At 44.7% G+C, this 26,340-nt stretch carries 20 protein-coding genes; 4 read left to right on the top strand and 16 right to left on the bottom strand.

Annotated features, from left to right (window positions below):
* Positions 1-10 precede the first annotated feature (10 nt).
* A complete protein-coding gene (locus ACQRBN_RS07545) occupies positions 11-634 on the bottom strand; it encodes a 4'-phosphopantetheinyl transferase family protein (RefSeq protein ID WP_427738383.1) in 624 nt (207 codons plus the stop codon).
* Between the two features lie 461 nt (positions 635-1,095).
* Here ACQRBN_RS07545 and aroF point away from each other — a divergent pair, with 461 nt between their 5' ends.
* From aroF to ACQRBN_RS07530, 3 genes are all read left to right on the top strand, one after another.
* On the top strand, positions 1,096-2,109 hold the full coding sequence (aroF, locus tag ACQRBN_RS07540) for a 3-deoxy-7-phosphoheptulonate synthase (RefSeq protein ID WP_427738382.1): 1,014 nt from the start codon (positions 1,096-1,098) through the stop codon (positions 2,107-2,109).
* Between the two features lie 45 nt (positions 2,110-2,154).
* Entirely contained in the window at positions 2,155-3,216 is a 1,062-nt protein-coding gene (aroB, locus tag ACQRBN_RS07535) for a 3-dehydroquinate synthase (protein WP_427738381.1), read from the top strand.
* Positions 3,217-3,806: 590 nt separating this feature from the next.
* Entirely contained in the window at positions 3,807-4,307 is a 501-nt protein-coding gene (locus ACQRBN_RS07530) for a QueT transporter family protein (RefSeq protein ID WP_427738380.1), read from the top strand.
* Positions 4,308-4,373: 66 nt separating this feature from the next.
* Here ACQRBN_RS07530 and ACQRBN_RS07525 read toward each other — a convergent pair whose 3' ends face one another.
* The 4 genes from ACQRBN_RS07525 to ACQRBN_RS07510 form a co-directional block, all read right to left on the bottom strand.
* Complete coding sequence (locus tag ACQRBN_RS07525; RefSeq protein ID WP_427738379.1) at positions 4,374-6,815, bottom strand: hypothetical protein; 2,442 nt, start codon at positions 6,813-6,815, stop codon at positions 4,374-4,376.
* Positions 6,816-7,967 carry a class I SAM-dependent methyltransferase gene (locus tag ACQRBN_RS07520; protein WP_427738378.1) on the bottom strand — a complete coding sequence of 384 codons (1,152 nt, stop codon included), beginning with the start codon at positions 7,965-7,967 and terminating at the stop codon, positions 6,816-6,818.
* 98 nt (positions 7,968-8,065) lie between these two features.
* The gene (locus ACQRBN_RS07515) at positions 8,066-10,675 is read right to left on the bottom strand and encodes a sensor histidine kinase (protein ID WP_427738377.1); all 2,610 of its coding nucleotides are present in this window, start codon (positions 10,673-10,675) and stop codon (positions 8,066-8,068) included.
* Positions 10,676-10,687: 12 nt separating this feature from the next.
* The gene (locus ACQRBN_RS07510; protein ID WP_427738376.1) at positions 10,688-11,383 is read right to left on the bottom strand and encodes a response regulator transcription factor; all 696 of its coding nucleotides are present in this window, start codon (positions 11,381-11,383) and stop codon (positions 10,688-10,690) included.
* A 239-nt stretch (positions 11,384-11,622) separates the two neighbouring features.
* On the opposite strand from ACQRBN_RS07510, the gene ACQRBN_RS07505 reads away from it, so the two are divergent.
* Complete coding sequence (locus tag ACQRBN_RS07505) at positions 11,623-11,973, top strand: sporulation initiation factor Spo0A C-terminal domain-containing protein (protein WP_427738375.1); 351 nt, start codon at positions 11,623-11,625, stop codon at positions 11,971-11,973.
* Positions 11,974-12,218: 245 nt separating this feature from the next.
* On the opposite strand, the gene ACQRBN_RS07500 is transcribed toward ACQRBN_RS07505, so the two are convergent.
* The 11 genes from ACQRBN_RS07500 to ACQRBN_RS07450 all read right to left on the bottom strand — a co-directional run bounded on the left by ACQRBN_RS07500 (position 12,219) and on the right by ACQRBN_RS07450 (position 26,338).
* Positions 12,219-13,094, bottom strand: coding sequence for a YitT family protein (locus ACQRBN_RS07500; RefSeq protein ID WP_427738374.1), 876 nt, complete (start codon positions 13,092-13,094; stop codon positions 12,219-12,221).
* 17 nt (positions 13,095-13,111) lie between these two features.
* Positions 13,112-14,692, bottom strand: a complete 1,581-nt coding sequence (locus tag ACQRBN_RS07495; protein ID WP_427738373.1) for a hypothetical protein — start codon at positions 14,690-14,692, stop codon at positions 13,112-13,114.
* Between the two features lie 191 nt (positions 14,693-14,883).
* Positions 14,884-15,813, bottom strand: a complete 930-nt coding sequence (locus ACQRBN_RS07490) for an alpha/beta fold hydrolase (RefSeq protein WP_427738372.1) — start codon at positions 15,811-15,813, stop codon at positions 14,884-14,886.
* Positions 15,814-17,184 (bottom strand): citrate/2-methylcitrate synthase, encoded by a 1,371-nt coding sequence (locus ACQRBN_RS07485; protein ID WP_427738370.1) that lies wholly within the window; start codon positions 17,182-17,184, stop codon positions 15,814-15,816.
* A gap of 77 nt (positions 17,185-17,261) precedes the next feature.
* The gene (gene rsmA / locus ACQRBN_RS07480) at positions 17,262-18,158 is read right to left on the bottom strand and encodes a 16S rRNA (adenine(1518)-N(6)/adenine(1519)-N(6))-dimethyltransferase RsmA (protein ID WP_427738369.1); all 897 of its coding nucleotides are present in this window, start codon (positions 18,156-18,158) and stop codon (positions 17,262-17,264) included.
* Between the two features lie 256 nt (positions 18,159-18,414).
* Positions 18,415-19,746 (bottom strand): glycoside hydrolase family 30 protein, encoded by a 1,332-nt coding sequence (locus ACQRBN_RS07475; RefSeq protein WP_427738368.1) that lies wholly within the window; start codon positions 19,744-19,746, stop codon positions 18,415-18,417.
* Between the two features lie 81 nt (positions 19,747-19,827).
* Positions 19,828-21,516: an AAA family ATPase gene (locus ACQRBN_RS07470; RefSeq protein ID WP_427738367.1), complete on the bottom strand. Its 1,689-nt coding sequence runs from the start codon at positions 21,514-21,516 to the stop codon at positions 19,828-19,830.
* Positions 21,517-21,646: 130 nt separating this feature from the next.
* Positions 21,647-22,576, bottom strand: coding sequence for a TDT family transporter (locus ACQRBN_RS07465; protein WP_427738366.1), 930 nt, complete (start codon positions 22,574-22,576; stop codon positions 21,647-21,649).
* A 10-nt stretch (positions 22,577-22,586) separates the two neighbouring features.
* Entirely contained in the window at positions 22,587-23,819 is a 1,233-nt protein-coding gene (locus tag ACQRBN_RS07460) for an NAD(P)/FAD-dependent oxidoreductase (RefSeq protein WP_427738365.1), read from the bottom strand.
* A complete protein-coding gene (locus tag ACQRBN_RS07455) occupies positions 23,816-24,244 on the bottom strand; it encodes a 4Fe-4S dicluster domain-containing protein (RefSeq protein WP_427738364.1) in 429 nt (142 codons plus the stop codon). The genes ACQRBN_RS07460 and ACQRBN_RS07455 overlap by 4 nt, the downstream gene beginning before the upstream one ends.
* A gap of 9 nt (positions 24,245-24,253) precedes the next feature.
* Entirely contained in the window at positions 24,254-26,338 is a 2,085-nt protein-coding gene (locus tag ACQRBN_RS07450) for a molybdopterin oxidoreductase family protein (RefSeq protein ID WP_427738363.1), read from the bottom strand.
* Between the last annotated feature and the right edge of the window lie 2 nt (positions 26,339-26,340).

Raw genomic sequence — 26,340 nt, 5'->3', positions numbered from 1 at the left:
TGTCTTCCTACTATAAATCCATCACATGAAGTTCTTCATCAATCTCGCAATCCGTCGTACAGACTGCCATTCTGGCATTCATCCCTGGTTTCCTATATTCCTTAAAATAATACTTCTCCGGGAATTCCTCCGGCCATCTTAAGAGAACCGGTCCTGCATTCTTCTCCCATCCGATCTCAAAAGAACGCGTATCCAGAGCCATCCCCCGCCGTGTCGCCTTCATAAAACTCTCCTTCATCACCCAGTAACGATAGAACAACTGCGTCTGCTTTTCCCCGCTTTCATTCATAATATGCTCATATTCCCCCGGACAGAAGAATCTCTTTGCCACATTCTCCCTGAACTCCTTCACTTCCTCCAGGTCACACCCCACCTGTGTCCCCGGGATGTCACTATATGCACACATCACATAATCCCCCGAATGCGACAGGTTATACACTGCCCCCTCCGGCACATCACACGTCTCCTTCACCTTCTCCCACAAACTCCACACCCCAACACTCTGCACCTTATCCTTCACAAGCCTGCACCGATCCACCTTCTCCTTCCGCCACCCCGGAAGCCTCCCATAATACTCCCAATACGTCTCTTCCGCCAGCAAAGCCCGAACATCCGCCACCCAGACCCTTACCATATCACTTACACCCCTCTCCCATTCTTTTTTCCGCTCTCAAGCCACTTCTATACTATAAATTCTATTATAAAATCCTCTCCCCCATTTTACAACCCACACATCCCCACAGGACTGTGTCCCCCTCTGCATCCTTTTTCTCATTTACACGTAACAGTTCAGCCCGCGCCATTCGCAAAACGCATCTGCGATGCTTCTCCGCTGCTACGCAGCTCTTTTTGCTCATAAAATGGCGCTCTGCTCATAAGCCGGATTGTGTGTTCATTCATGCAAGCATGATTCGCCCACAATCCGGCTTATGGCTGAACTGTTACTCATTTACAAATTATTTTCCCCAAAAGTGTTGACAACCATTTTTCGTTGCGGTAGACTAACATTAGTCTTTTTCGCACTTTAAACAACTAAAATTTTACAGTACGAATATTGCACTGATTTCGTATTCTACATATGGAGGAACATAAATTATGATCATTGTATTAAAACCACGCATTACAAAAGACGATGTCTCCCGTGTGGAACAGATGATAAAGAGACGTGGACTGGACACACATATTGTTGAAGGTGCCGGCCAGACCATTATCGGATGTATCGGAGACACCACTAAGATTGATTCCAAACTTTTCGAGGTTGACTCATCCGTAGACAAAGTTATGCACGTTCAGGAGCCATACAAACTGGCGAACCGTGCTTTCCACCCGGAAGATTCTATCGTTGATATCTCCGGTGTCAAAGTCGGCGGAGATAATCTTGCATTGATCGCAGGACCATGCTCTGTAGAATCTTTTGAGCAGGTATTAGAGATTGCCAAGGCAGCCAAGGCTTCCGGAGCCAACCTGTTAAGAGGCGGCGCTTTCAAACCTAGAACCAGCCCATATTCTTTCCAGGGTCTGGGACTTGAAGGACTGGATATCTTATGTGAAGTCAAGAAAGAGACCGGACTTCCAATTGTAACAGAATTAATGTCACCTGATTATCTGGACATATTTAACGAGAAAGTAGATTTGATTCAGATTGGTGCCCGCAATATGCAGAATTTTGATCTTTTGAAGCAATTAGGACAACTTGACCGTCCAATTCTTCTGAAGAGAGGCTTAAATGCTACTTACGAAGAATGGATTATGTCCGCAGAATACATCATGGCATCCGGTAACGAGAATGTTATCCTCTGCGAACGTGGAATCCGTACGTTTGAAACTTATACAAGAAATACTCTGGATCTTCAGAGTATTCCGGTACTGCGCAAACTTACACACCTTCCGGTTATCGTAGACCCAAGCCATGCCGGAGGAAAATGGTGGCTGGTAGAGCCTATGGCGAAAGCGGCTATTGCTGCCGGCGCTGACGGACTTATGATCGAAGTTCACAACAATCCGGAATGTGCATTGTGCGATGGCGCTCAGTCCCTGAAGCCAGCAAAATATGATACACTTATCAAAGAAGTTGCTCAGATTGCTGAAGTAATCGGGAAACACATGTAATTCGAATACATTTAACTAAAATATATCTTATTCAGGAGTAATATTATGAAACTGATGGTTAATCTGGGAAAAAACAGTTATCCCATTTATATTGAAAACAACATATTATCCCAGGCTGCTGCTTACATAAGCGAAGTATTTACCGGAAAGAAGATTATGATCGTCTCAGATGACAACGTATATCCTCTGTATGGACAGCAGCTTACAGATGCACTGTCTCAGACGTATGATTGCTATCATCTGGTACTTCCACATGGGGAATCTACCAAAGATTTTCAGATGCTTCCTACGGTATACTCAGCCCTTTTGGATGCCAAATTATCCAGAAGCGATCTGATCATCGCTCTTGGCGGCGGTGTCATCGGCGACCTGACCGGGTTCGCCGCTTCCAGTTACCTAAGAGGAGTGAAACTGGTTCAGATTCCGACTTCACTGCTTGCACAGGTAGACTCTTCTGTTGGCGGCAAAGTTGCAGTAGACCTGCCTCAGGGCAAGAATCTGGTTGGTGCATTCTACCAGCCTTCGCTGGTACTGATCGATCCACTCGTATTGAATTCGCTGAACAAACATTTTATCAGCGATGGTATGGGCGAAGTGATAAAGTACGGATGTATTAAAGACGCCGAATTATTTCACATCCTGGAATCGCACGATTCTTTCGAAGAACTTAAGGAAGAATTACCAGCCATCATTTATCGCTGCGTCGATATTAAGCGGATTGTTGTGGAGCATGACCAGTTTGACACTGGAGAGCGTATGCTCCTGAACTTCGGTCACACTCTTGCTCACACAATAGAGCAATATTTTAATTATGAAAGAGAGAGCCACGGAGAAGCCGTTGCTATCGGCATGTACCAGATTACAAAACTTGCCGAAGACCAAGGCCTAACCCCAATCGGAACTGCCGATCGTATTCTGAATGTATTGAAGAAATACGGGATGCCTTATGAGTGCCAGTTACCGCTTAGGGAACTGACGAACGCTATCACTCTTGATAAGAAGAATCTGAACAACAAGTTGAATGTAATTCTATTACATGATATTGGGTCCAGTTATATCTACCCAACAACTATAGAATTCTTTAACCGGCATAATAAAAACATATAACTATAGAATCCCTTAAAAAGAGCCACATGCGATATTGCATATGACTCTTTTTTAATTTTCGTTCTTTAATTGTTAACAATTAGTTCGTATTTTCATCACACTTTTATCACAGTTTCTGCGTATACTATAATTGTTCGAAAGAACAAAATTCTTTTTCATAACTTTTTCCTCAGGGCTGCACTCCTCCCAATTTGCAGTCCTTTTTAATTGCATTTTTATGCTTAGCCTTTCAATCCGCTCAAGGTAATCCCCCTTTAATCGCCTGACGCATGATAAAGACTCCGAAAGCAGTCGGAAGCGGAAGGGTAATACCAAAAAAACTTTATTTCCAATTTGGTACTTTTTGGTACTTCACTTGATTTTCAAGCACGTCCATGTTATACTACTCCACGTTGCAAAGCCCTCAAAACCAAGGTCTTATGGGGCTTGCCGCCGATTCCCGGCGTAACCCAGATACCTGCGGTATCTGAGTCTCGCGGCATTCGCCGGATGAATATGCAAGCATATTCGCCCGACTCATTGCTTCGCGGAAATGCACCGTGTGTTCGAGACCTTCCACACGTAAAACAAAACTAAAGGAGAACAAAATCATGAAAAAACAGAACATCAACTTTCTAACCCAGGCAGCCATGATCGCTGCCATCTATGTGGTGCTCACTTATGTATTCGCACCATTTTCTTTCGGAGAAGTCCAGGTAAGAATTGCCGAAGCGCTTACCATCCTTCCAGCATTCACCCCAGCCGCTATTCCCGGTCTGTTCGTTGGATGCCTGATTGGTAACATCTTAGGCGGAGCAATCCTCCCAGACATCATCTTCGGAAGTCTTGCAACCCTAATCGGCGCAACCTTCACCTACACACTTCGAAGTAAAAATCAGTTCCTGGCACCACTGCCTCCAATTGCGGCTAATACAGTTATCGTGCCATTCGTGCTGTACTATGGATACGGCGTAGCACTGCCAATTCCATTCATGATGCTGACCGTTGGAATCGGAGAGGTATTATCTTGCGGAGTTTTGGGAATGGTGCTGTACTTTGCATTAAAGAAATATAAGAATATTATTTTCCGTCCAATCGGAGGAAGAGCTTAATCAAAAAGGGACACGGCAATTTTAAATAGGGACGGGGGAAATCTCAATTTCCCCCGTCCCTATTTGCTATCCGATGTACGTATTGCCGCTTCCTGTGGTCATCTGATCCATCTGTTCATACGAAACACTTAAACGTTCCCCACTCGCCACATCAATATAAACCACATTCGTATCACTATACCCAATCAGAATTACTGCGCTATCCGCACTCAGCATTCCAATCACCGGGATATCCCGATTCAGGACATACAATAGTTCTTCTGTCGTACACCCTGTAAGATCAAGGCATCTGCCGCCATTTAGGTCCTTTACAATATCCACTGGCGCCTCATTCTGCTTCAACCTGTTACTCATCGTCTGGATGATTTCTTCTTTCCCACTGACCTCATACCTAAGATCCCGGTTGCCTCTTTCCCAGACATACGACTGGTCGGAGTCTACCACGACACCGTTGTACGAATTCGCCTGCTGGATTGCTTCTCCAGCCTTGTCGTAGATTCCCTGCAATTCTCCATAGCCATACACATAATATCCACCCGTGCTGCTGACATCATCGAAACTAACCGTTACCGGATTCTCAAACATAATCTGTTTCGGCTTTAGTATCTTCGGCTCTTTATCGGAAATACCGTCATTATAGGCAAGCCTTACCTGTGACTCTTTTAATTCTGTAACATAGGACTCCAGATAGATATTGCTCTTTTCCTTCTCCTCGTTATTCGTAATGTAATCCGAAGCAATACCTGTATAAGTCCCTCCGTTCTTTGTCACCCGGTTCAGGGTTATCATATTATCCTCGAATGTCGCACCAAGCACATAGGTTTCATCCACCTGATAGGTCTTAACAATCTCGCTCTTGCTATTCTGTATCTCGATCTTATACATCGGAACTGTCGTCTCTCCGGAGACCGTCTTCCCCATATCCTCAGTCTTCGCAACTCCATATACGAAGTCATTTTTCACGAATCCCAATGGACGGATGCACTCACCCGAACCACACTTGGCCGTCCGCTCCTTGCCAGACGCAAGATTCATTACAACAATCTTAGTTGCAGAATCCATCTCACCTCCATCCTGATAGGCTACCAGATGCCCGTCCTCTGACACCACATACTGGTCATCATCCAGATTCTCGACCACCGTATTGCTCTTTTCACTCTCCACATCGAACTCATAGAGAGTGCCATCCACCATGACGTACAGCATGTTCCTGTCTACGCTGTAATAGACCAGTTTGCTCAGTTCGCCTGCCGCATATCCGGCAGATTGGTCACTGGAGACGAATACCTTCTCCTCAACAGAATTCTTCTCTATATCATAATAATAGATTGCAATGCCAACCTCACCCTCATGCTCGCCGCGGCTCATATATCCGCACACCGCGAACACCGTATCACCAGCCTTATCCATTTCCAGTAATTTTATCTTATTTAGGGAAATCATATTGCGGACATCGCTGTTCTCGGCATCGGCAAAACTGAACACCAGCGACATCTCATCCGCTTCTTTATTGTAATTCCACAACTCATTTGCCGCAACGAAAGATACTACCGTGCCATCATCATTGACGATATAAGACATATCTCTTGGCACAATTCCAAGAAGGATGCCCTTCTCATTCAACACTTGCTTCGTCGCATCGAATATCTGCTCCATAGTCCGGTCATAGTCCAGAAGGTATGTCTTCTGCGCATCTGCTATGTGGCGCACACGGAAGAACTCCTTCACACTGTACACATCCGTCTCATTTTCCTCACCTTTACAACGCACACGGTACTCTAACTGTACAGACATCGAATTGCTGTTAATCTCTTTGATGTTCCAGCGCTCTCCCTTCTCAACCGTCGGCTCCAAAGCCCCCCAGGACACATGGTCGTAATCTGAATGAATCGTCACATGACGTAAAGTAGAATTGTTAGCCTCCTCACTTGGCTCGATTGCCGCGCCAACCCCGGCGCCTTCCACCTTGCCAAGGGCACTCTCATGGAAATTACGGATATAATCCAGACATTCCAGCACATTTGCATTCGCCGCATCTACAACCCTGGTGTAGAAATATATCGTCTTATCATCCTTAGTATTCAGCGTAATCTCCAATACCTGTTCTCCGTCAAGAATCCCTTCACCATTAAGATCCACCACGAAGTTCTCGTTTACATCATCCACTTTTTCACTTTTCAGTTTCTTCTCCCCATCCAAAGAATACACTGTATAACTGGCACTTTGGATCTTATTGCCATATGCCTGAATCTCAGCATTGAGCCTCTGTCCTGAAACCGGCGTTATAGTGTCACGCATCGCCGGTATGTCCATCTTCTTAGCATATCCGCTCAAAGTATTCAGCGCATATCCGTCATAGGAAAAAGATACCTGCGGATAAGTTGCTGTTCCCATATCGGCAGTCATGTTATCATTGCCTTTATTCGTATAATAACTGAAGCCGATGACCGCTATGATAAATATTACAGCCAGAACTCCGGCTTCTATCAATCTATTTTTCCATTTCATCTATTGTTCCCCTTTATGATCTAACAACCGTCCAAGCGTCGGTGACACATGCAGATATTCCTCGCACTGCCTGATTGCTTCCCGGTTCTCCCCTTTTTTGCCAGTCTTAATCGCACGGATTAATATATTCTTCGGCGTATGCTCCATATCAATGAACTCCAGAATCTGGGCATGATACCCTTCCCGCTCCAGATACTCGGCACGCAGCGCATCCGTTACAAGCGCCGCCATACGCTCCTTGATCAGCCCGTATTTGAAAATAGGCTGCAGCACCTCATTATACATCTGCCCATTCAGTTCATGCTGGCAGCACGGCACCGACAGAATCACCTTCGCATCCCAGCCCACAGCCTTCTCCAGCGCGAAATCCGTCGCAGTGTCACAAGCATGAAGCGTCACTACCATATCAACTTTGCTGGCACCCGTGTAATCTGCGATATTTCCCTCTAAAAATCTTAACTTCTCATAGCCGTATTTCTGACTAAGTTCATTACAATGCCGGATCACATCCTTCTTAAGATCCAGCCCTATAATACGTATGTCGTAGTTTTTCAGTTCATGCAGATAATAATACATGGCAAATGTCAGATATGACTTGCCACATCCGAAATCCAGAATCGTCAACTCCCGATCCTTATCCAGTTCCGGCAAAATATCTTCAATGAATTCCAGGAAACGATTGATCTGTCGAAATTTGTCGAATCTGGAATTCACAATCTTGCCTTCTTTCGTCATCACGCCAAGATCCTGAAGAAATGGAACCGGCACTCCCTCTTCCAGCACATACTTCTTCTTCCGATTGTGGCTCATATCAATGTCCTTTCTCTCACATTTACAAGCCTTCCTCTTAATCGTAACCTTGCCTTTCTTGCTGACCAGAACCGTATACTGATAAGTCTTGGTCTCCATCTGTAACTGGCGCATATTCTCCATATACATAAGAAGCAGTTCACACGCCTCCCGGGGCGCCGCATTCCTGTGAAATGCCTGATTATTCTGGAATAATTCGAGTTGGAATATTAGTTTTTCCTTCTGAAGCAGCGGGCGAACCTTGACCTTCGATGGTCCCTCCTTCTGCCTGGGGTTGCTGAGGGTTGCTGAGATAAATTCTATATTTAGATTTTCCTGTAATAATTTGCTTAATTCATTCATAATATTATTATTGTAATGTTTTTTCCCCCCAAGCGCAAGGTGGGGACGGGGGTTTTTTCAATTTCCCCCGTCCCCAATTGGATTTGCCGTGTCCCTTTTTAATTTTGCCCTGTCCCTATTGGGAATGTGATGGTAACCCTGAACAGATCCCCGTCGAGATACAGGTCGAACTTGCCTCCCTGCATCTCAGTCAGCGTCTTGGCTATGGACAATCCCAGCCCGCTTCCTTCCGTGCTCCGGGAGATATCCCCGCGGATGAACCTCTCAGTCAACTCATCTGCCGAGATGTTCAACGGCTGATCTGAGATATTCTTAAGGCTGAATATCGCCGTGGTTCCTGTGGTGTATAGATCTGCATATACCCTGGTGCCTTCCATCGCATACTTAGCAGCATTATTATAGATATTCGCCAGCACTCTCCACAATCGTCTTCCATCCGCCCGGATGATCACCTCTCTATCCGGAAGCGACATCACCTCTTTCAAATTTCGGGCAGTGAATTTCTCTTCGAATTCTCCGCTGGTCTGCTGGATCATCTCCACCAGATTGATATTCATATACTCAAGCGTAATATTCCCCGAACTTACCTTGGACGCTTCCACCACATCCTCAGTCAGTGTCTTGAGCCTCTGGGACTTCGCCTCCAGAACTTCAATATATCTTCGAATCTTCGGATCTTCAAAATTCTCCTGCTTCAATAGTTCTACGTAATTAATAATAGACGTAAGCGGTGTCTTAATATCATGAGACACATTGGTAATCAGATCCGTCTTCAGGCGCTCGCTCTTCATACTCTTCTCCAGAGCAGCGTCGAGCCCTTCCCCAATAGAATTAATTTTCTCGGCAATAATCCTCTGATCATCACCCAAGCCCTTCACCGGTATCTTGTAGTCCACTTCACCCTTGGCAATCTTATCAACACCCATATTGATCCGATGCTTACCAATCGCCTGTTTTACCAGATAGACGAATGCCGCAAACTCTGCTGCCAGCATGATGATAACCCAGATCGCTGACGAACTAATGAGCACCAGCCAATGAATTAATACAAACAAGCCAAAGATGACCACTGCCTTCCAGACAGCATGCATATTCAGGAATATCTCTTTTACAAATCCGCACACACATCGCAGGATACTATTCTTCCACAGTTCTCCCGCCTTTATTCTTCTCACCAGACTCAGATATCCGGTCAGGAACATAACGCAAGTATAAGCCGCCCCGATTCCACCGACTACAATATACGAAATAGTCTGATTCGCCAGACCAAATCCTGCAGAATAAGTGACTACACTGCCATATGCATCATATACCTTACTCGATACATAAGATACACTCGTACCAAACAACAGGATTGGAATAATCCAGACCGCCACCACACACCCTGCTGCCAGTTCCGTCTTCCATCTGTCAAATGCATTCAGGTGCAGTTCATCATCACGGTCACTGCGCCCTGCAACTATCGTCAGCCATATGATAATGAAAACTGCCATGACACCTGCCGCAATTCCAAGCCACACGATCTCCTTCGCACTTGAACCGTATTTTTCATACAAACGTGATTCTGAATAGAATGCATCCTTAATCGGATAGGAGGTATCCACTCCCGCCGCATAGATGAAGCCGGTCTCCTTATTCCCAGAATATTTGACTTCGTCTCTCCATTCGGCGACTTCTATATCATTAAGGTTCGTTTCAAAATCTGCCAGTTCCGGCATGATCACTACATATCGTCCCATCTTCCGGAACTTATCCAAGTCCTTCTCTAACTCAGAATAATCTTTGAACTCTTTCCGATTACTATACACCCGCTTCGTATCCGTATCCACATACAGATATGCAAAATTCGTATCGCCTTCCAGATAAAATGACTCCAGATTCTGATAACTTCCCACTTCACTATTGATTCGGTAAATGGAATCGCGAAGCATTTGATAAGCCTCACTCAGCCGCCCGTTCCACTCCGGATTGTCATTGGCAAGTTCCATGACACTCTCGGCATCCATCGGCTTATATTTCTCCTCCACCCAGGTGCCGTCATAACTCCAGCAGTCAATATAGGCAATCTTGCCCTCTGCATCCTGAAGCCCCTTGAATTCGGTCGAAGAACTATTACCTTCGTAGAAATTACCTTCCCGCAGATCGTTGAGAATAGACTCCCCGGTGCCTCCCTGCCCGTCACTTTCCATCACGAACTTAAGTTCACCGCTGGCAATCAGTTCCTGAAACTCTTTATAATAGTAATAATGATAAGTATTGTCCGGTCGCTTACAGACGATAATATTGTCACCAAAATTCTTGCCTGTATCCGCATCACTCTCTTCACCGTTCTGATGCCATTCAGCACCCCATTCGACCAATTCCTCAAGCCGGTAAGCCAGACCGCTTACATTCTCATTATCAATCTTCGATTCATTATAATATGTTTGAATATCTACAATCTTCTGTGGGTCATATTTTCCATCCGTCTCAAACAGTTCCCGCATGCCGATCGCATTCAGCATCTCATAACTGCAGCTTCTTAACTGCTCATTAAAACTCGTCGTATCCTCATACGCTTTCACCGGCTCTCCTACCAGCGCCTCTCTCCACAACGCAGGATAGGACATCATCCACAGAAAACTAACCACTACAATCACCAGCAATATATGCTCCAGCACAATCAGGATGCTCTTCGCAAGCGTAGATTTATACCATTGATGATTCATACAGACTCCCTTCTAAAGTTTCTCTATCTTATACCCGACTCCCCAGACCACTTTCAGATAACGCGGCTCTTTGGGGTTGATCTCGATCTTCTCCCGGATATGCCGGATATGTACTGCCACCGTGTTATCCACGCCTATGGCGTCCTCATTCCAGATGCTTTCATAGATCTGATCGATAGAGAAGACTTTTCCTTGATTCTTCATTAACAGTAATAAGATATTATATTCGATTGGCGTAAGTTTCACTGGTTCACCGTCAACCGTAACTTCTTTCAGATCATCATTAATAGACAGACCACCAACCTCATATACCGCCTGGCTCGTATGGTCTACCGTACTTCCAAGCTGAGTATATCTGCGCAGTTGAGATTTGACTCTGGCTACTAACTCCAGAGGGTTGAAAGGTTTCGTCACATAATCATCGGCTCCCACATTCAGACCGAGTATCTTATCTGCATCCTCGGATTTGGCAGACAGAATGATAATCGGCATGTTGTTCTCCTCACGAATCTTAAGGGTGGCTCTGATTCCATCTAACCGGGGCATCATTACATCAATCACCAGAAGATCTACTTTCTCTGATTTTAATACCTTCAACGCTTCTTCCCCGTCATATGCCTTTAATACCTGATAGCCCTCCTGGGACAGATAGATATCTATGGCCTCTACTATTTCCCTGTCATCATCACATACTAATATTTTTGACATCTTCATCACCTCCCTTATACTATACAAGAATAGCAGGAATTTTTTAAGAGCAATTTGTGGAAATTCTTAAGATATTATGAAATCCCATCTTCCTGTGAAATGTCGTATTATGTCTTTACGTGTCGAAAAATTACTGATTCTGTCCGGCTTTCTAATCTGATTAATATTTTCGCTATAATATTGGTTTGTAGCATGCTTTTTTTGTTTCTCAATGATAAGGTGGTAAAGAGGAAAATGTTATGAATGAACAGGATATTGAATATCTGATACGTTCTCTTGGGATCGGCTCCACTTATCGTGGATACCGGTATCTGAATTACGGAATCAAATTATGTTTGGAGGATGAGGATTATCTTCTCTCCGTCAGCAAATTACTCTATCCTCTGATTGCAAGACATTACCGGACAACCAGTTACAGCGTTGAGAGGGATATTCGAACTATCATTAAGGTGTGCTGGGAAAGAGGGAATAAGAGGCTCCTTCAGGAGATTGCATTGAGGCCAATGCATGAACGCCCTTCCTGCAGCGAATTTCTTGACATATTGACTGCTCATTTAAGACAGAAATCCGCTTCCAGACTTGTAGTTTAGGCTTTCTTTTTAACTTCTTAAGTGCTTCTTAAGAAATTTTCTTTTTCTTTTATAGTTTTAACATACTTTGGACATAATTTTCTTTTATACTTGTAGTCAGATAGTTGATTAACACTCACTATCTCCCCCTCATAAAGTAACGCACCGAGAGGGTTCGGTGCAGCACTTTACTCTCATTCCTTTAGATAACTATAACAACAAGAGATCCGCTAACCAGCATGGTTAGCGGATCTCTTTGTTCACACTTACAGCCTCTTCTCAAAATTCCCATCCACGGAACACCCTTCCGTAAGTATCATAAACGCATGAGGATCAATACTATGTACGATATGCTTGATCTGCGGTACCTCATACTTAGAAGCCATAACAAACAATATGTAAGAAGTCTTTCTCGTATAAGCGCCCTCTCCATCCCAATTCGTAACGCCTCGTCCGGTCTGCTCCATAATCGCCTTCGATATTCCTTCTTTCTTGGTAAATATCATAATACTCGTATTGATATTCTGAATATGTACTTTATCAACTACCAGTGAGAATACCGTTGCATAGATTAATGAATAGATAACGATCTCAATATCATACATGAATAAACAGATACCATATACAAAGATATTCAATATAATACTAACTTTTCCAACACTTGCATTCGGATATTTCTTTGCACAGCAGACTCCTATAATATCCGGTCCGCCTGCCGTACCTCTTCCCCGAAGGATCAAACCACTACCAAACCCTGATATGATTCCGCCTATGATACATGCCGTCAGATAATCCTCAACAATCGGGACGGACGGAATCGGAACCATTACCAGGAATGCACTGATAACCGCTACGCCGAATAATGACTTCACGGCAAATTCCTTCCCCATAATCCTAAGTCCCATATAAAATAACGGAACATTCATTATAAAATATATGATACCTGCGATATCTACGCCTGCCGGCACAGGCACATGGCACACGCTAACTAAAAATGTTCTGATCAGCTGCGCTATACCCAGGAAGCCTCCATTGTATAATCCAAGTGATGTAATCAGCAGATTAAGCCCCAACGCATAGATCAGGCTTCCCCCTACCATGCAAAATATCTGCGTTAACTGTTCTCTTTTCTTCGCATTCATCTCTCCAAATATCCTCCTTACGTCCAATCCGCATAATCATCATATTCCGCTCCCATTTCCACAGGAGTAACAGGCTCATTATATATAATAGAATCCGTCGTCAGATATTCAACCTCTGTCCGATTCTCATCACGCCCCGCATAACCTTTATACTGAAGCACGCAACCGGTCTCCTTGTCAATCCACAACGCAATGCTGTTCACCGGATTCAGATAGGATTCCCCCTTGCCTTCAACCTTCCAGCAATTCCGTCCGGCAATTGCTTCTTCACCAACAATCTCCCACTGATCTGGATCAAAAAGATATATGAATGCGGTAGCCTGAGGATATACACTGTATGTTGCATAATACAGATCTGTAATATTATTCCGATAATGATCAATATCTTTCACCTGCGGTCTTACCCGCTCATTGACATCCATCTTCACGATTGACTCATCTTCCAGGGTACGCCCTGTCGTACGGTAAGCCTTCTGTGCATGATAATATACGGTTGCTCCACTGCTATCCGCCAGCGCCGTCCAGTCGATATCCGCCGAGCGGACTCTTTCATAAGAGTAGGACGTCTCTTTATCAATCTTGTATTCTACGGAAGCCTCCGTTTCGCATCCCAACTGTCTGCCTTTCATGCGGAATGTGCCCTGCACCGTCGTATAGTGGTCGATTGCATTCAGCATCTGATCTATAACCGCTTCCTTATCCCCTGTAAAATCTCCTCGTTCCTTTCCTCTATCCTGAAGCGCTTCCTCCTCTGCCTCTTTTTCTTCTTTGGCGGCATTCTCTTTTGCTTCCTCTGTAAAATAAAATCCGTTGTCACTGAATTTGATCTGTTCAATCTGCTTCCAGTTCTCTAATTCTACAGCATAGATAATCGACTCCCCGTCATATTCCGGTACATAACTCAGTTTAGGCTTGATAACCTCTTTTCCACCTATCTCTCCCGCCTGGACATCCTGATCAATTGCCAGCAGGCATTCTGCGTCTTTGCCATCGATTACCATAGTGCTGCTTGTCATATAAGGCTGCTTATATGATACTATATTCGGGTAGAGAATGCCAGTTGCCGAGACTCTCATCTCATTCTTTCCTTCTCCCGCCCCGGAACTGATATATTCATCATCTACTTTTAGTTTCACCGGCACGTTTTGTTCTACTTTAGCTTCCCTGGAATATACAATCTCAACATCCACGGAATCTTCTTTGATCTGATGGCTGCCACTGATATAATAGATTCTCAGGTATTGTGTCTTTCCCTTATATGCAGTCTCATATGCTCTGCATTTCAACTGGGTCGAGCCCTGGGATACTCTCAGAAGGCATTCGTCGTCAACGATAAAGTCGAATCCATTACTCAAGACATCATCGGAAGTGTAGAAAAGTTTCTCGAACGGAGAGCCGTCACCCTTAATTGACAGATCTATGAATCCGGTTCTTGTGCCGCTATTATAGATGTTGTCTTCTACCGTGAGTTCGTAATCCTGGTATGTAACGCTGGAGTCGCCGCCGCCCAGGCTGCTGCATCCAACGAGCGCAATCGCTATGATGAATAATGATATAAAAACTACCGATAACGTATTCTTTAATTTTTTCCCTTTCATTTAACTCCTCCCTATGAGCAACCGTATCTGCTATATCTTTTGTGAAACTTATATATAATTATAACTTTTCCATGTATAATATGCAATTGTTTCGTCTGACATATCGGGCATAAATGATAACATTAGTATGCGCAAAAAATCCCCAGACAAGCTCATCACCCATCCGAGGATTCCACAATCTTATATTCTCATTATTTCCTTACGCGTCTCTCAACCCATCTGAATATATCCCGATACACCTGCGCCCGGTCTGTCTCGTTCAGGATCTCATGCCGGTCTCCTTTGTAAAGTTTCAAAGATACATCCTTGATCCCAGCCGCTTTATACTGTCCATATACCTTTCTGACACCCTTGCCGAATGCTCCCACCGGATCATCCGCACCAGCCACGAACAGTACCGGCAGGTCTTTCGGAATACGCTCCGTGTTTTTCTTCTTCGTCAGCACCTTCATACCCTCGAACATCTGATAATATGCGCTCAGAGTAAACATGAATGAACACAAAGGATCTTCCACATACTTCTGGCACCGTTCCTTATCGGACGTGATCCACTCTTTCGAAGTCTCTCCCGGTTCGAAGCGTTTATTAAAACCGCCGAAACTTAAGTTATCCACGAACTTGCTTCGGTATCTCCAGCCCTTGAATGCCGCAATCACACGGCACACCAACTGCCCCGCATTCAGGACAAGCGCACTCTGATATCCGGTTCCCATGATCACCGCTGCAGTCAAACCCTTGCCATACATAGTCAGGTACTGCCTTAACAGGAAAGAACCCATGCTATGTCCCATCATAACATATGGTACATTCGGATACTTCTTCTCCGTCATCTGCCGCAGATGCTGGATATCGCCAATCACATACTGATTCCCATGCGCTTTCGGGAAATATCCATAATCTTCCTCACTCTGGATCGATTTGCCATGTCCCAGATGGTCATGCCCCGTTACATAGTATCCCCGTGCACACATATACTCTGCGAACTCATGATATCGTTCGATATATTCCACCATACCATGGCAGATCTGAAGAACGCCTCTAACGTCGCCCTCCGGCACCCATTCCACGGCATGAATCCGAGTCTTCCCATCTCTGGAAAGATAATAAAAATCATTCTTCATCTATCTATCATCCATTCTTACATAATCTCTATGTTCCGCCAGCGGCTTATATGCCGGACGGATAATCTTGTCAACGTTCTTAAGTTCTTCCAGCCTGTGCGCACTCCATCCTACGATACGTGCTGCTGCGAAGATCGGCGTATACAATGACGGCGGAAGATCCAGCATACTATATACAAGACCACTGTAGAAATCCACGTTAGCATTTACACCTTTATAGATCTTCCTCTTCTCACCGATGACCTGCGGAGCCATACGCTCAACCATCTCATAGAGCGCATACTCCTCTTCATGACCTTTCTCCTGTGCCAACTGCTTCACAAATACCTTGAAGATGTCTGCTCTAGGATCAGATACTGAGTAGATCGCATGCCCCATACCATAGATCAATCCCTTCTGGTCGAATGCTTTCTTATCCAGAAGATCATTCAGATACTTGCGCACCTCATCTTCATCCGTCCAGTCCTTAACTACCTGTTTCATATCCTCGAACATCTGCGTAACCTTAATATTGGCACCGCCATGTTTTGGACCCTTCAGAGATGCCAGTGCCGCTACCATCGTAGAATAGGTATCTGTCCCTGAAGATGTAACAACATGTGTGGTAAATGTTGAATTATTACCACCACCATGATCCATATGAAGTACCAACGCCATATCCAGAATCTTTGCCTCCAGTTCCGTATACTTCCGGTCTTCACGAAGCATCATCAGAATATTCTCCGCCATGGATAATTCCGGTGACGGCGCATAGATAAACAGGTCCTCACCCAAACGATAGTTATATGCATGATAACCATATACCATCAACATCGGAAACTGACTGATCAGGTTCAGGCACTGGCGAAGCACGTTCGGAATCGATGTATCATCCGCTTTCGCATCATAAGAATACAGATTCAGAATAGAACGAGAGATACTGTTCATCATATCTCTGCTCGGTGCCTTCATAATAACATCCCTTACGAATGTTGGCGGAAGTGTCCGGCGCTCTACCAATGTCTCATGGAATACTTCCAATTCCTTTGCTGTCGGCAGTTCACCAAACAACAGAAGATATGCAATCTCTTCGAATCCGAAATGCTGATCTTCCAGGAAGCCTTTCACCAGATCCTTGATATTGTATCCGCGATAATAGAGATTACCTTCACAAGGGACTTCTTTTCCATCAACCATCTTCTTCGCACATACATCGGATATATTCGTAAGCCCGGCAAGAACACCCTTACCATTGACATCACGAAGCCCTCTCTTCACCTCGTATTTCGTATATAAATCCTTATCAATTACATTATTCTCCTCACACAACTGCGCGAAATGCTCAATCTCCGGTGTGATCTCGAACAACGCAAATTCTCCTCTTCTCGCCATATACAGCACCCCTTTCTTCCGGAACCTCCTCCGTAAGATTACCAGATTCAAGTTCCGTCAACAATATTAATAGTTACTCAAATGGACTCTGAACGCTCTGACTGCATACTGTTCCACAATTCATTGCTTAAAACTGCGAATTCTTCCAGCGTTAAGGCTTCGCCCCTGACGCTGGCGCCTCTTCCCAACTGCTCGATCGCCTCTGTAATCGCCTCTTTGGAACACGTAATTCTGTCGGAATTCTTAAGTCCATTCGCCAGTGTCTTCCTCCGCTGATTAAATGAAGCCCTGATAATATCGAACATCAGGCGTTCATCCTTTACCTCTACCGGCGGCTTCTCATGACAGGTAAGCCTTATGACAGCCGACCCCACTTTCGGCCTTGGCATAAAACAGTTCGGTGGTACATTTGCCACAATATATGGCTCGGCATAATACTGCACCGCCAATGACAATGCCCCATAGTCCTTGCTGCCTGGTCCTGTCTGCATACGATCTGCCACTTCCTTCTGCACCATAACGGTAATACTTTCTACCGGCACATGATTCTCAAACAGCCCCATAATAATCGGGGTTGTAATATAGTAAGGAAGGTTCGCCACAACCTTAATAGGCTTTCCCTCATTCTCTTCGTTCGCTAAGTTCTGAATATCTAGTTTCAGAACATCCTCATTGATAATCGTTACGTTATCATATTCGCTTAATGTATCAGACAGTATCGGAATCAGATTCTTATCAATCTCCACTGCAATTACTTTCCCTGCCGCTTCTGCAAGATACTGGGTCATGGTTCCAATTCCCGGACCAATCTCCAGCACCATATCTTCCTTAGTAATATTGGCTGCACGGATAATCTTGTCTAATACGTGGGTATCAATCAAGAAGTTCTGACCGAATTTCTTCTGGAATGAAAAATTATATTTTTGCAGAATCTCTATGGTATTCTGTGGATTTCCTAAGGTTGGCTTGCTCATATGTGTACTCCCAAATAAAGGTAATAATCGTTATTATACAATATTTTGGATATTTTTGATATAGATAAAGAATTAAATAAAGATTAAGAAATTGTGAAATCTTTGGCTAATATCACGGATACGAATATTAAGATCTAACGAACACCAAGGGACTGTGGCATTTGCTAGAATATTCAAATAGCAACCACCACAGTCCCCCATATTATCACACCTATTTGAACAACAAGTCACAAGATATCACTATGCCATAGTCCTACTACTCCCGAATCACTCCACTCATAATGGAATGCGCCTCCAAAGCCACAACAATTTCTTCTCCTCTCATCCTAAGATGGCATTCGAACTTCTCTTCCGAGCGGTTCATCAGTACAAATACAATCTCACCATCTACATTCTTCCACACTGTAAAATCCACCTTATCCGTAAATCGGGTACTTGCCAGTCTTACTGCCCCTGGCTTGATAAAATGTGAGAAGTGCCAGTAATATCTGAGAATCCTACGCTCTTCCAGTTCCTTTTTCTCCATGTCGAACATATACGGCGCTTCGCATAGATTCCTTACATGATTCGGACCACCTTCGCTATCAAGCATCATATTCCAATCGTAGAATCCTTCCATGCCGTGATTCAGATTTCCCATCATATCATGAGCAAGACGCTCGGCGTTCTTCACTTGATCTGCCTTAGCATATTTTCCAAGTTCTATGCAACTCTCCGACAGAATCAGTTTCTTATCCGGATATACTTTCCGCATCAGATCCAATGCTTCAAAATGATCTCCACTATACCAGTGGAAAGCCACCCCTGCAACCAGATCATTCGTCGTATCATCGATGATATCCCTTGCCCGTTCATAGAGACGCTCCTTATTATGATCCCAGATAAATAGCTCCACGTCTCCCAAGCCATGTGCGTTAAGCGCCGGTGCCAGATAGTCACGCAGGAACTCTTGCTCCTCCTTAACCGTATATACACAGGAATCCCATGTCTGTACTGCCTTCGGCTCATTCTGAACGGACATGCGTGCCACTTCATATCCCCGGCTTTTAAATTCCTCCACATATCTGCACAAATATTCTGCCCAGCGTTTCCGATACTCAGGCTTCAGAGAGCCGCCGCCTGTCCGTTTCCCATTCGTCTTCATGTATGCCGGCGGCGACCACGGAGAGAGCATAATCTTCACTCTCTTTCCTGCTGTCCTCTCGGCGGCGTCAAGCATCGGAATAATATGTTTCTCAGTATCCGCGAACGAGAACTTCTTCAATTCCTCATCTTCTTCATCTGATGCCGCTTCATACATCTGAACCGAAGCATCGCAACTATCCATAGGAATACGCACCTGTGTATAACCCATATGCTCAGGCGAAAAATACATCTGAATCATCTCGTCCTGCTGTTCTTTGCTCAATTGAGAGAAGACATATCCTACCGCATCCGTTAGGGCGCCACCGAATCCTTCCATCGTCTGATATTCTACTTCTTCGTAGATATTCAGAACCTCATTTTCCACACCCTCGTCCGGTCTTGCAATGACCGTGTCCTTATTCATCGTTCCTTCGTTTGTCGTCGTATAAAGAATCGCTTTCATTTTCTTCTCCTCCAACAGTTTCGTATTTCATCCTCCAAACACAGACCTCATTCTGTTATCTGGAATGATTTCTTTGATTTGTTATCCCTTTTTCACTAGACATTCCTTCCGGTAAAAGCAGATTCCATATCTGTCGATCTTACTATACCCTTCTGCCCGAAGCCCTGCCTCGTAATTCTCTTTCTCTATCTGCAGCAGTGCTTCATCACATCCGGCTTCCATCATCCGGAATGTCTTCGACACCTTCAATTCCAAGATAAATGCCCTGCCTCGAACACTTGGAGTCTTCATAATAATATCCGTTCTTCCCGTTCCACTTTCCCGATTCGAGACAACCAGATACTTTCCTGATGCTTTCAGCAAACCTACAAGAAAACCGTGATAATAATTCTCCCCATAGTCAAAGAAACTAATCGTATCCATCAACTGCCCGGTCAGGAGATCTCCTATCACTTCACAATCATCATTTTCTATGGCAGTCAGAAGTGGAATCAGATTAGAATTCTGTATCTTCTTATCAAACCATTTCAGTATATGATTCCGATAAATAGAGCGAATCTCCTTATTCGGTATCGTCATCGTCAGATAGATCATGTCATCTCCCATTTTCTCCTTGACCTTCTTCAGATAGCCCGTAAAATATAGGAAATTCCAAAGACTATCTCTTGATTCATGGATAGCGTCATAAGTAATATCCTCATGAATCGGTTTCTCAATCGTTCCTCCTTCAATCATGCTTTCTATCTCCTGTCTGGTTGCCATATCGGCACCTTCAATCAGTTCTTTGATAATCGCATTCGAAGAAGTGTTCGACCAGTATGGACGTGGAAATGCATCTCTGTCTGTCAGCGCAACTTTGACATAATTGATAATACTCCACGGATTATAGATCTCCTTATTGCCAAACAGATAGCCATCGTACCATTCTTTGATCTCTTCATACTTATCTTCCAATCCATAATAAACCAGCATCTCTTTTACTTCATCTGCTGTAAATCCAAACATATCTGCATATTCCGGTCTTGTCACAGAATAAATCTCCAGATTATTAAGCCCGGTAAATATGCTCTCCCTGCTGATTCTCAAACACCCGGTAATCACTGCGAATTCCAGGCTCCCATTCGTCTTCAGGGCAGACTCAAACAAAGAGCGGATAAAATCAATCATTCTATCATAAAAGCCCGCAAAATATGCATTCTCTAACGGCACATCATACTCATCAATCAAGATAATGACTCTCTTATCATGATATTTTTCCAGGCAATATGATAAGAATTCCAGTCCGGTTGCATAATCCACCCGAGTTCCCTTCCGTGCCATTATATCCCGGAATCTTTGTTTTTCATCTTCTGCTAACGCCTCCATCTGCAGAACATAATCATGTCTGCGATATTCTTTTGCAATTTCATCTGTCAGGCAATGATATGCCATCTCATAATCCGGCTGTTTAGCAGATTTTAAGGACAAGTTAATGATTGGATACTGCCCTTGCTCTGACAGATACCGTTCTCCACAAGATGCAATTTTCAGTGATTCAAACATATATCTGTTATCGACCGGATTCCCCGACGCATCTAATTCCAATTCAAAAAATCTGCGGATCATACTCAGATTCAGAGTCTTACCAAATCTTCTTGGGCGAGTGAACAGATTCACGCTTGCTGCTGAATCAATCAATGTTTTTATCATCATGGTTTTATCCACATAATACATATCACCGTCAATTATTCTCTTAATATCCTCATGTCCAACTGGTAACTGCTTCTTCATATATTCACTCCTGTCCCTTTACAATTGCTTTACATGACCCTTCTATTAAAAAAACGCCTATACCTTCTATCCAAAAGTATAGACGTTTTTCCCGGTTTTCACAACCATTTCTAAACTAAAAAATCTCTTCTTACTTCTGCTCCACCTTAAGCGCCATCATCAGGAAATTAAGCAGCACATATCCCACAATCATCGTCGTAAGATAAACCTGGATTCCTCCCAGCTGCCCTGCTGCCGCACCCAGCGCCTCATTCCCGGTTCCCGCCAGATAAGCAGACATTTTATTCGTCGCCACGATTCCAATACACATCGGGAAGGTCATTCCTGCGAATCCCGGTGCGAATGGGAATGCGAAGAACTTCGGCAGCTTTATTATCACGAATGCCAGCGATGCCAGCACACAGAAGTATAATACGTATACCAGGATCTGATTCGGATTCTGCTCCACATTCAGATAACTTACCAGACACAGACTACACGGTGCCAGAAGTACGGCCATCGTATGATATACCGGAGCCTTCACTTCCACGGTAATCAGTCTCCAGAGCATGAATGGCAGAATTACGAAATAAACTACGATTCCGTAATACAGCACAATCTTCAGTATGCCACCCGCATTCATCACACCGCCCACAACGCAACTTACCATGATTCCATTATAAGTAACAAACCAACTAGGAACGAATGTGTTAATATTGCGGGACTTGATCACATTGCGGTAGGTAAATACCAATATATGTACCGCATGAATCCCTAGTGCGATAAACCAGATTCCCTTTCCAAGCATCGGCACATAATCAAAATAATAACTTCCAAGGATCATCAGCACCATGGTAAATCCGGCATACAGGCTGCATGGCACCACCGTCTCATATTCTTTTTTACAGGTACCCGGGAACCTTACGATCTTAACCAGATACAGCAAGATCACGATCGTTGCCGCCCACATTGTCAGATGGCGAACCCATACGTATCCCATCCCTGCATATACATTTCCAAGTGTCAGCGCCCCCACAAAAGTCGGCAATACCGGTACCGGCATTCTCTCTAAGCGATCCATATCTTCTCTCCTATTCCTCTTCAAAGTAGAATTCAAAATTATCTTTTACATGGAAGAAATCTGAGTAATCAATGTCGAATATTGGCTTCTTTACTTTACTTACATCAATCTTCCTTGCAATTAACTGCTGAAGGATTCCGCCATATGCCAGATCGCCCTGAAGCACTGCACCGACAATCCTGCCATCCTTGTGCAGAATCTTCTTATAAGAATCCTTCGTCTCTTTTACCTCCACCGTAATATCCTCATCCTTCAGGTTCACATTACCCAGAGACATGCTCGGGATTCCCAGGAAATTCATGGTAGATTTGCTGGCGAAAAAGTCGGACATCTGCCTTGGCACGCCTGCCATATTGCTGGCTGCCACGATTCCTTCCTTCACTGCTGCCGGCCAGATCGGGCTGGTTCCGGATACATCTCCTGCTCCATAGATATCATCATCACTGGTCTTTCCTGTCTCGTCATAAACAAGCCCAAAACGGCTCGTCTCGATTCCACTTCCCTCCAAGAACTCTACATTCGAGCGCACGCCTGCGGTAACCACTACGAAATCACATGGAAGCCTGGTTCCATCTGTCAGAACTGCTTCTGTAATCTGCCGGTTCTCATCCAGGATCACCTCTGCGATTCCAACGCCATAATACTGCTTCACGCCCTGATCTTCGAATGCTTTCTGATAGGTTCCTGCTGCCCGCTCATCCAATTGCTTCACAAGCAGCCAGTCTGCCATCTCCACCAGTGTCACCTTCACTCCCAGATGCAGGAATCCAACCGTACAGTCCAGTCCTACAAGTCCGGCACCCATGACGATAATGTGTTTTGCAGTCTTCGCTACTTCTTTTAGCACTTCCATGTCCTCAATATTACGGAAGCCAACTACATTCTTCGCTTCTTTCAGATTCTTCACCGGCGGGATGAATGTATGTGAGCCTGTGGCAATTAAAAGTTTATCATAGTCAACCCGTTCTCCATCTTCAAGAACAACTTGCTTCTCTTTCGGATCGACACTAATACACGCTTTTCCCTTGATCCAGTCTACCCGGTAAAGTTCAGCAAAATCAGGTTCTGCAAAGCAGATCCGCTCCATGTCCCTTTCTCCACTCAGATACTGATGAAGGATACAGCGGGAATAGATCGCCTGATCTTTGGAGATCAGGACAATCTCGCTGTCCGGGTCAATCTTCCTTAATTCTCTTACTCCATTTACGCCTGCGGCGGAAGAGCCTAATACTACGTATTTCATACCTGCACCTCCTCTACCGTAATCGCCTGCATTGGACATTTCTCAACACACATTGGTTTTGCGCTTCCATCTTCACTTCTATGCACACACATATTACATTTCATAATCTCTTTCTGATGGATGCTGTCGTATTTCAGGATTCCATACGGGCAGGACATGATGCACATATAGCAGCTTGCACACTGTTCCTTATCATATTCCACATATCCTGTCTCAGGATTCTTCTTCATAGCTCCTGTCATGCAAGTATATACACATTCCGGTCTTTCGCAGTGCCGGCAGAAAATCGGCGCCGGTTTCGTCTCACTGTCTATGGTTACCCGGTTCCTTGCATCCGTGCTTTCCGTCTCATGGCTGACTACACAGGCAGTCACACAAGTCAGGCAGCCGATACAGCGGCTGCGGTCAATTTTAATCCGATACATAAGCCCCTCCTAACATTTTTCGAAACGAACCGGTGTCGCCTTATATGATGGCTCTTTCGAATAAGAATCATAGAGCGACGGTGTCAGTTTGTTACATTCCACGTAATGAATCGGCGCATACAGTTCATCATGCTGCACATTCTCCGTTACCTTAACGGTGAATACCGCATCCTGTCCATTTACCGAATAGACGCGGACCTCATCCATCTCCTGGATGCCGGACTCTTTCGCAAGTTCTGTATTCATATACAGATAGGCTTTCTTAACAGAGACATCCTCTACGAACCGTACTTCTTTCGTTCTGCTCTGGGTATGCCACTGTCCCACGCTTCCTCGTCCTGTATTCAGCACGTATAGGAATTCCTCCGTAACCGGCAATGGATTCTCGCGTACCTCTTCGAATATAAACTGCGCTTTCTTAGACGGAGTAAAGAACTTGCCATCACCATAGAGACGTCTCTGTTCTTCTGCATTCTCTTCCTCTTTTCCCTCAGGGTAAGGCCACTGGATTCCATGGGATTCCTCTAATCCTTCCCATGTCACGCCTGTGATGTCACAAGGCATCCCTCTTGAACATTCTTTCATGAGATTGAAGCAGTCTTTCGGGGTCTCCCATCCCTTCAAGGCATCTCCCATTCCAAGTGCTTTTCCAACTCCAAGAACCGCCTCATAATCGGAGATCTCATTCTCTCCGCGCTCAAGCACCGGACGCATTGCCGACAGACGACGTTCCAGATTAATATAGGTTCCCTCTTTCTTAAGTCCCGGCACTACCGGGAAGAATACGGTACAGTCTTCCGCACTTTCAATCGTATCATAGATATCCTGCACCACGAACAACTCCAGTTTCTTCGCTGCCTGGGCAAATGTCTCGTTATTCGTCCAACTATGTCTCGGATTCGTACACAGAATCCACAGTCCCTTAATCTCACCTGCATTGATGCCCTCGATAATCTGGTTATAGGTCTTGGTCGGTTTCTCGGCAAGCATCTCTTCGTCCACTCCCAGCACTTCTGAAATCCGTTTCCTTCTTGCCGGATTGGTGAAATCTCCGCCGCCGAAGAAGACTGCTGTATTGCTGTAAGAACGGGAACCCATCGCATTACACTGTCCGGTAATGGAATTCGCTCCGGTTCCCGGCTTGCCGATATTGCCGGTCATCAATGCCAGATTAATGATTGCCTGCGCCGTACGTACCGCCTCGTATCCCTGGTTTACTCCCATTGTCCACCAGAAAGAGACTCTCTTTCCACTATGGATCAATTCTACAAGTTCCAGGATCTGTTCTTCTGAAAGTCCGGTTCCTTCTGCTCCGCGTTTCAGTGTATAACTCTTTACGAACTCTTTGAATTCCTCGAACTTCTCCGTATGCTCTTCGATAAACTTATGATCCAGATAATCTTTCTCAATGAGCAGATTCGCAACCGTATATAAGAGCAGCAGATCGCTTCTCCACTTCAGTCCATACCAGTAATCTGCGTTCATTGCAGTCTCTGATTTCCTCGGATCGATGACGATAATCTTATGATCCGGCACCTGGTTCTGTCTCACTCTTCCCCACAGAATCGGATGTGCAACCACCGGATTCGATCCAATGAAAATAATCCGGTCTGACAGTTCCAGATCTTTCAGCGTGAATCCCGGCGCGTCAAATCCATAACTCTGCTTGTGTGCAACGACCGCTGTCGCCATACACAGACGTGTATTACCATCTACATTCGCTTTCAGATAGTTACGCATCACATGGCCAAATATAGCGAATTCTTCCATTGTCAACTGTCCGGTACTGATTCCTGCCACGCTCTCCTGACCGTATTTTGCCTGAAGTTCTTTTAATTTGTCTGCCACATACCGGAACCCTTCTTCCCAGGACACTTCTTTAAAAGTCCCATCTTCCTTCCGAATCTTCGGCAGGCTGTTAGGCTTTACCGTCGTCTGCTGCTTATCCAAAGACAGCCCCTTGATACAGCAGAAGCCATCGTTCACCGGATACCCTTTCGTCGGCACTGCCTTGACTACGCGATTGTTCTCCACATAAAAGTCCAGATTGCAGTCAATCGCACAGTAATTACAGGTTGATTGTATTTTCTTCATAA

The sequence above is a fragment of the Bariatricus sp. SGI.154 genome (assembly GCF_050313795.1).
Classification (GTDB): Bacteria; Bacillota; Clostridia; order Lachnospirales; family Lachnospiraceae; genus CAMBRQ01.
Note: the sequence above shows the minus strand (reverse complement) of the source record. Positions and strands in the feature narration are given on the sequence as shown.

What these genes read in the sequence shown, in the direction of transcription:
- ACQRBN_RS07475 (WP_427738368.1), bottom strand. Translation starts at nt 19,746, where the DNA reads ATGAAAGCGATTCTTTATACGACGACAAACGAAGGAACGATGAATAAG.
- ACQRBN_RS07470 (WP_427738367.1), bottom strand. Translation starts at nt 21,516, where the DNA reads ATGAAGAAGCAGTTACCAGTTGGACATGAGGATATTAAGAGAATAATT.
- ACQRBN_RS07500 (WP_427738374.1), bottom strand. Translation starts at nt 13,094, where the DNA reads ATGAATGCGAAGAAAAGAGAACAGTTAACGCAGATATTTTGCATGGTA.
- ACQRBN_RS07465 (WP_427738366.1), bottom strand. Translation starts at nt 22,576, where the DNA reads ATGGATCGCTTAGAGAGAATGCCGGTACCGGTATTGCCGACTTTTGTG.
- ACQRBN_RS07485 (WP_427738370.1), bottom strand. Translation starts at nt 17,184, where the DNA reads ATGGCGAGAAGAGGAGAATTTGCGTTGTTCGAGATCACACCGGAGATT.
- ACQRBN_RS07460 (WP_427738365.1), bottom strand. Translation starts at nt 23,819, where the DNA reads ATGAAATACGTAGTATTAGGCTCTTCCGCCGCAGGCGTAAATGGAGTA.
- ACQRBN_RS07455 (WP_427738364.1), bottom strand. Translation starts at nt 24,244, where the DNA reads ATGTATCGGATTAAAATTGACCGCAGCCGCTGTATCGGCTGCCTGACT.
- ACQRBN_RS07505 (WP_427738375.1), top strand. Translation starts at nt 11,623, where the DNA reads ATGAATGAACAGGATATTGAATATCTGATACGTTCTCTTGGGATCGGC.
- ACQRBN_RS07545 (WP_427738383.1), bottom strand. Translation starts at nt 634, where the DNA reads ATGGTAAGGGTCTGGGTGGCGGATGTTCGGGCTTTGCTGGCGGAAGAG.
- ACQRBN_RS07520 (WP_427738378.1), bottom strand. Translation starts at nt 7,967, where the DNA reads ATGAATGAATTAAGCAAATTATTACAGGAAAATCTAAATATAGAATTT.
- rsmA (WP_427738369.1), bottom strand. Translation starts at nt 18,158, where the DNA reads ATGAGCAAGCCAACCTTAGGAAATCCACAGAATACCATAGAGATTCTG.
- ACQRBN_RS07525 (WP_427738379.1), bottom strand. Translation starts at nt 6,815, where the DNA reads ATGAAATGGAAAAATAGATTGATAGAAGCCGGAGTTCTGGCTGTAATA.
- ACQRBN_RS07530 (WP_427738380.1), top strand. Translation starts at nt 3,807, where the DNA reads ATGAAAAAACAGAACATCAACTTTCTAACCCAGGCAGCCATGATCGCT.
- aroF (WP_427738382.1), top strand. Translation starts at nt 1,096, where the DNA reads ATGATCATTGTATTAAAACCACGCATTACAAAAGACGATGTCTCCCGT.
- ACQRBN_RS07450 (WP_427738363.1), bottom strand. Translation starts at nt 26,338, where the DNA reads ATGAAGAAAATACAATCAACCTGTAATTACTGTGCGATTGACTGCAAT.
- ACQRBN_RS07490 (WP_427738372.1), bottom strand. Translation starts at nt 15,813, where the DNA reads ATGAAGAATGATTTTTATTATCTTTCCAGAGATGGGAAGACTCGGATT.
- aroB (WP_427738381.1), top strand. Translation starts at nt 2,155, where the DNA reads ATGAAACTGATGGTTAATCTGGGAAAAAACAGTTATCCCATTTATATT.
- ACQRBN_RS07510 (WP_427738376.1), bottom strand. Translation starts at nt 11,383, where the DNA reads ATGTCAAAAATATTAGTATGTGATGATGACAGGGAAATAGTAGAGGCC.
- ACQRBN_RS07495 (WP_427738373.1), bottom strand. Translation starts at nt 14,692, where the DNA reads ATGAAAGGGAAAAAATTAAAGAATACGTTATCGGTAGTTTTTATATCA.
- ACQRBN_RS07515 (WP_427738377.1), bottom strand. Translation starts at nt 10,675, where the DNA reads ATGAATCATCAATGGTATAAATCTACGCTTGCGAAGAGCATCCTGATT.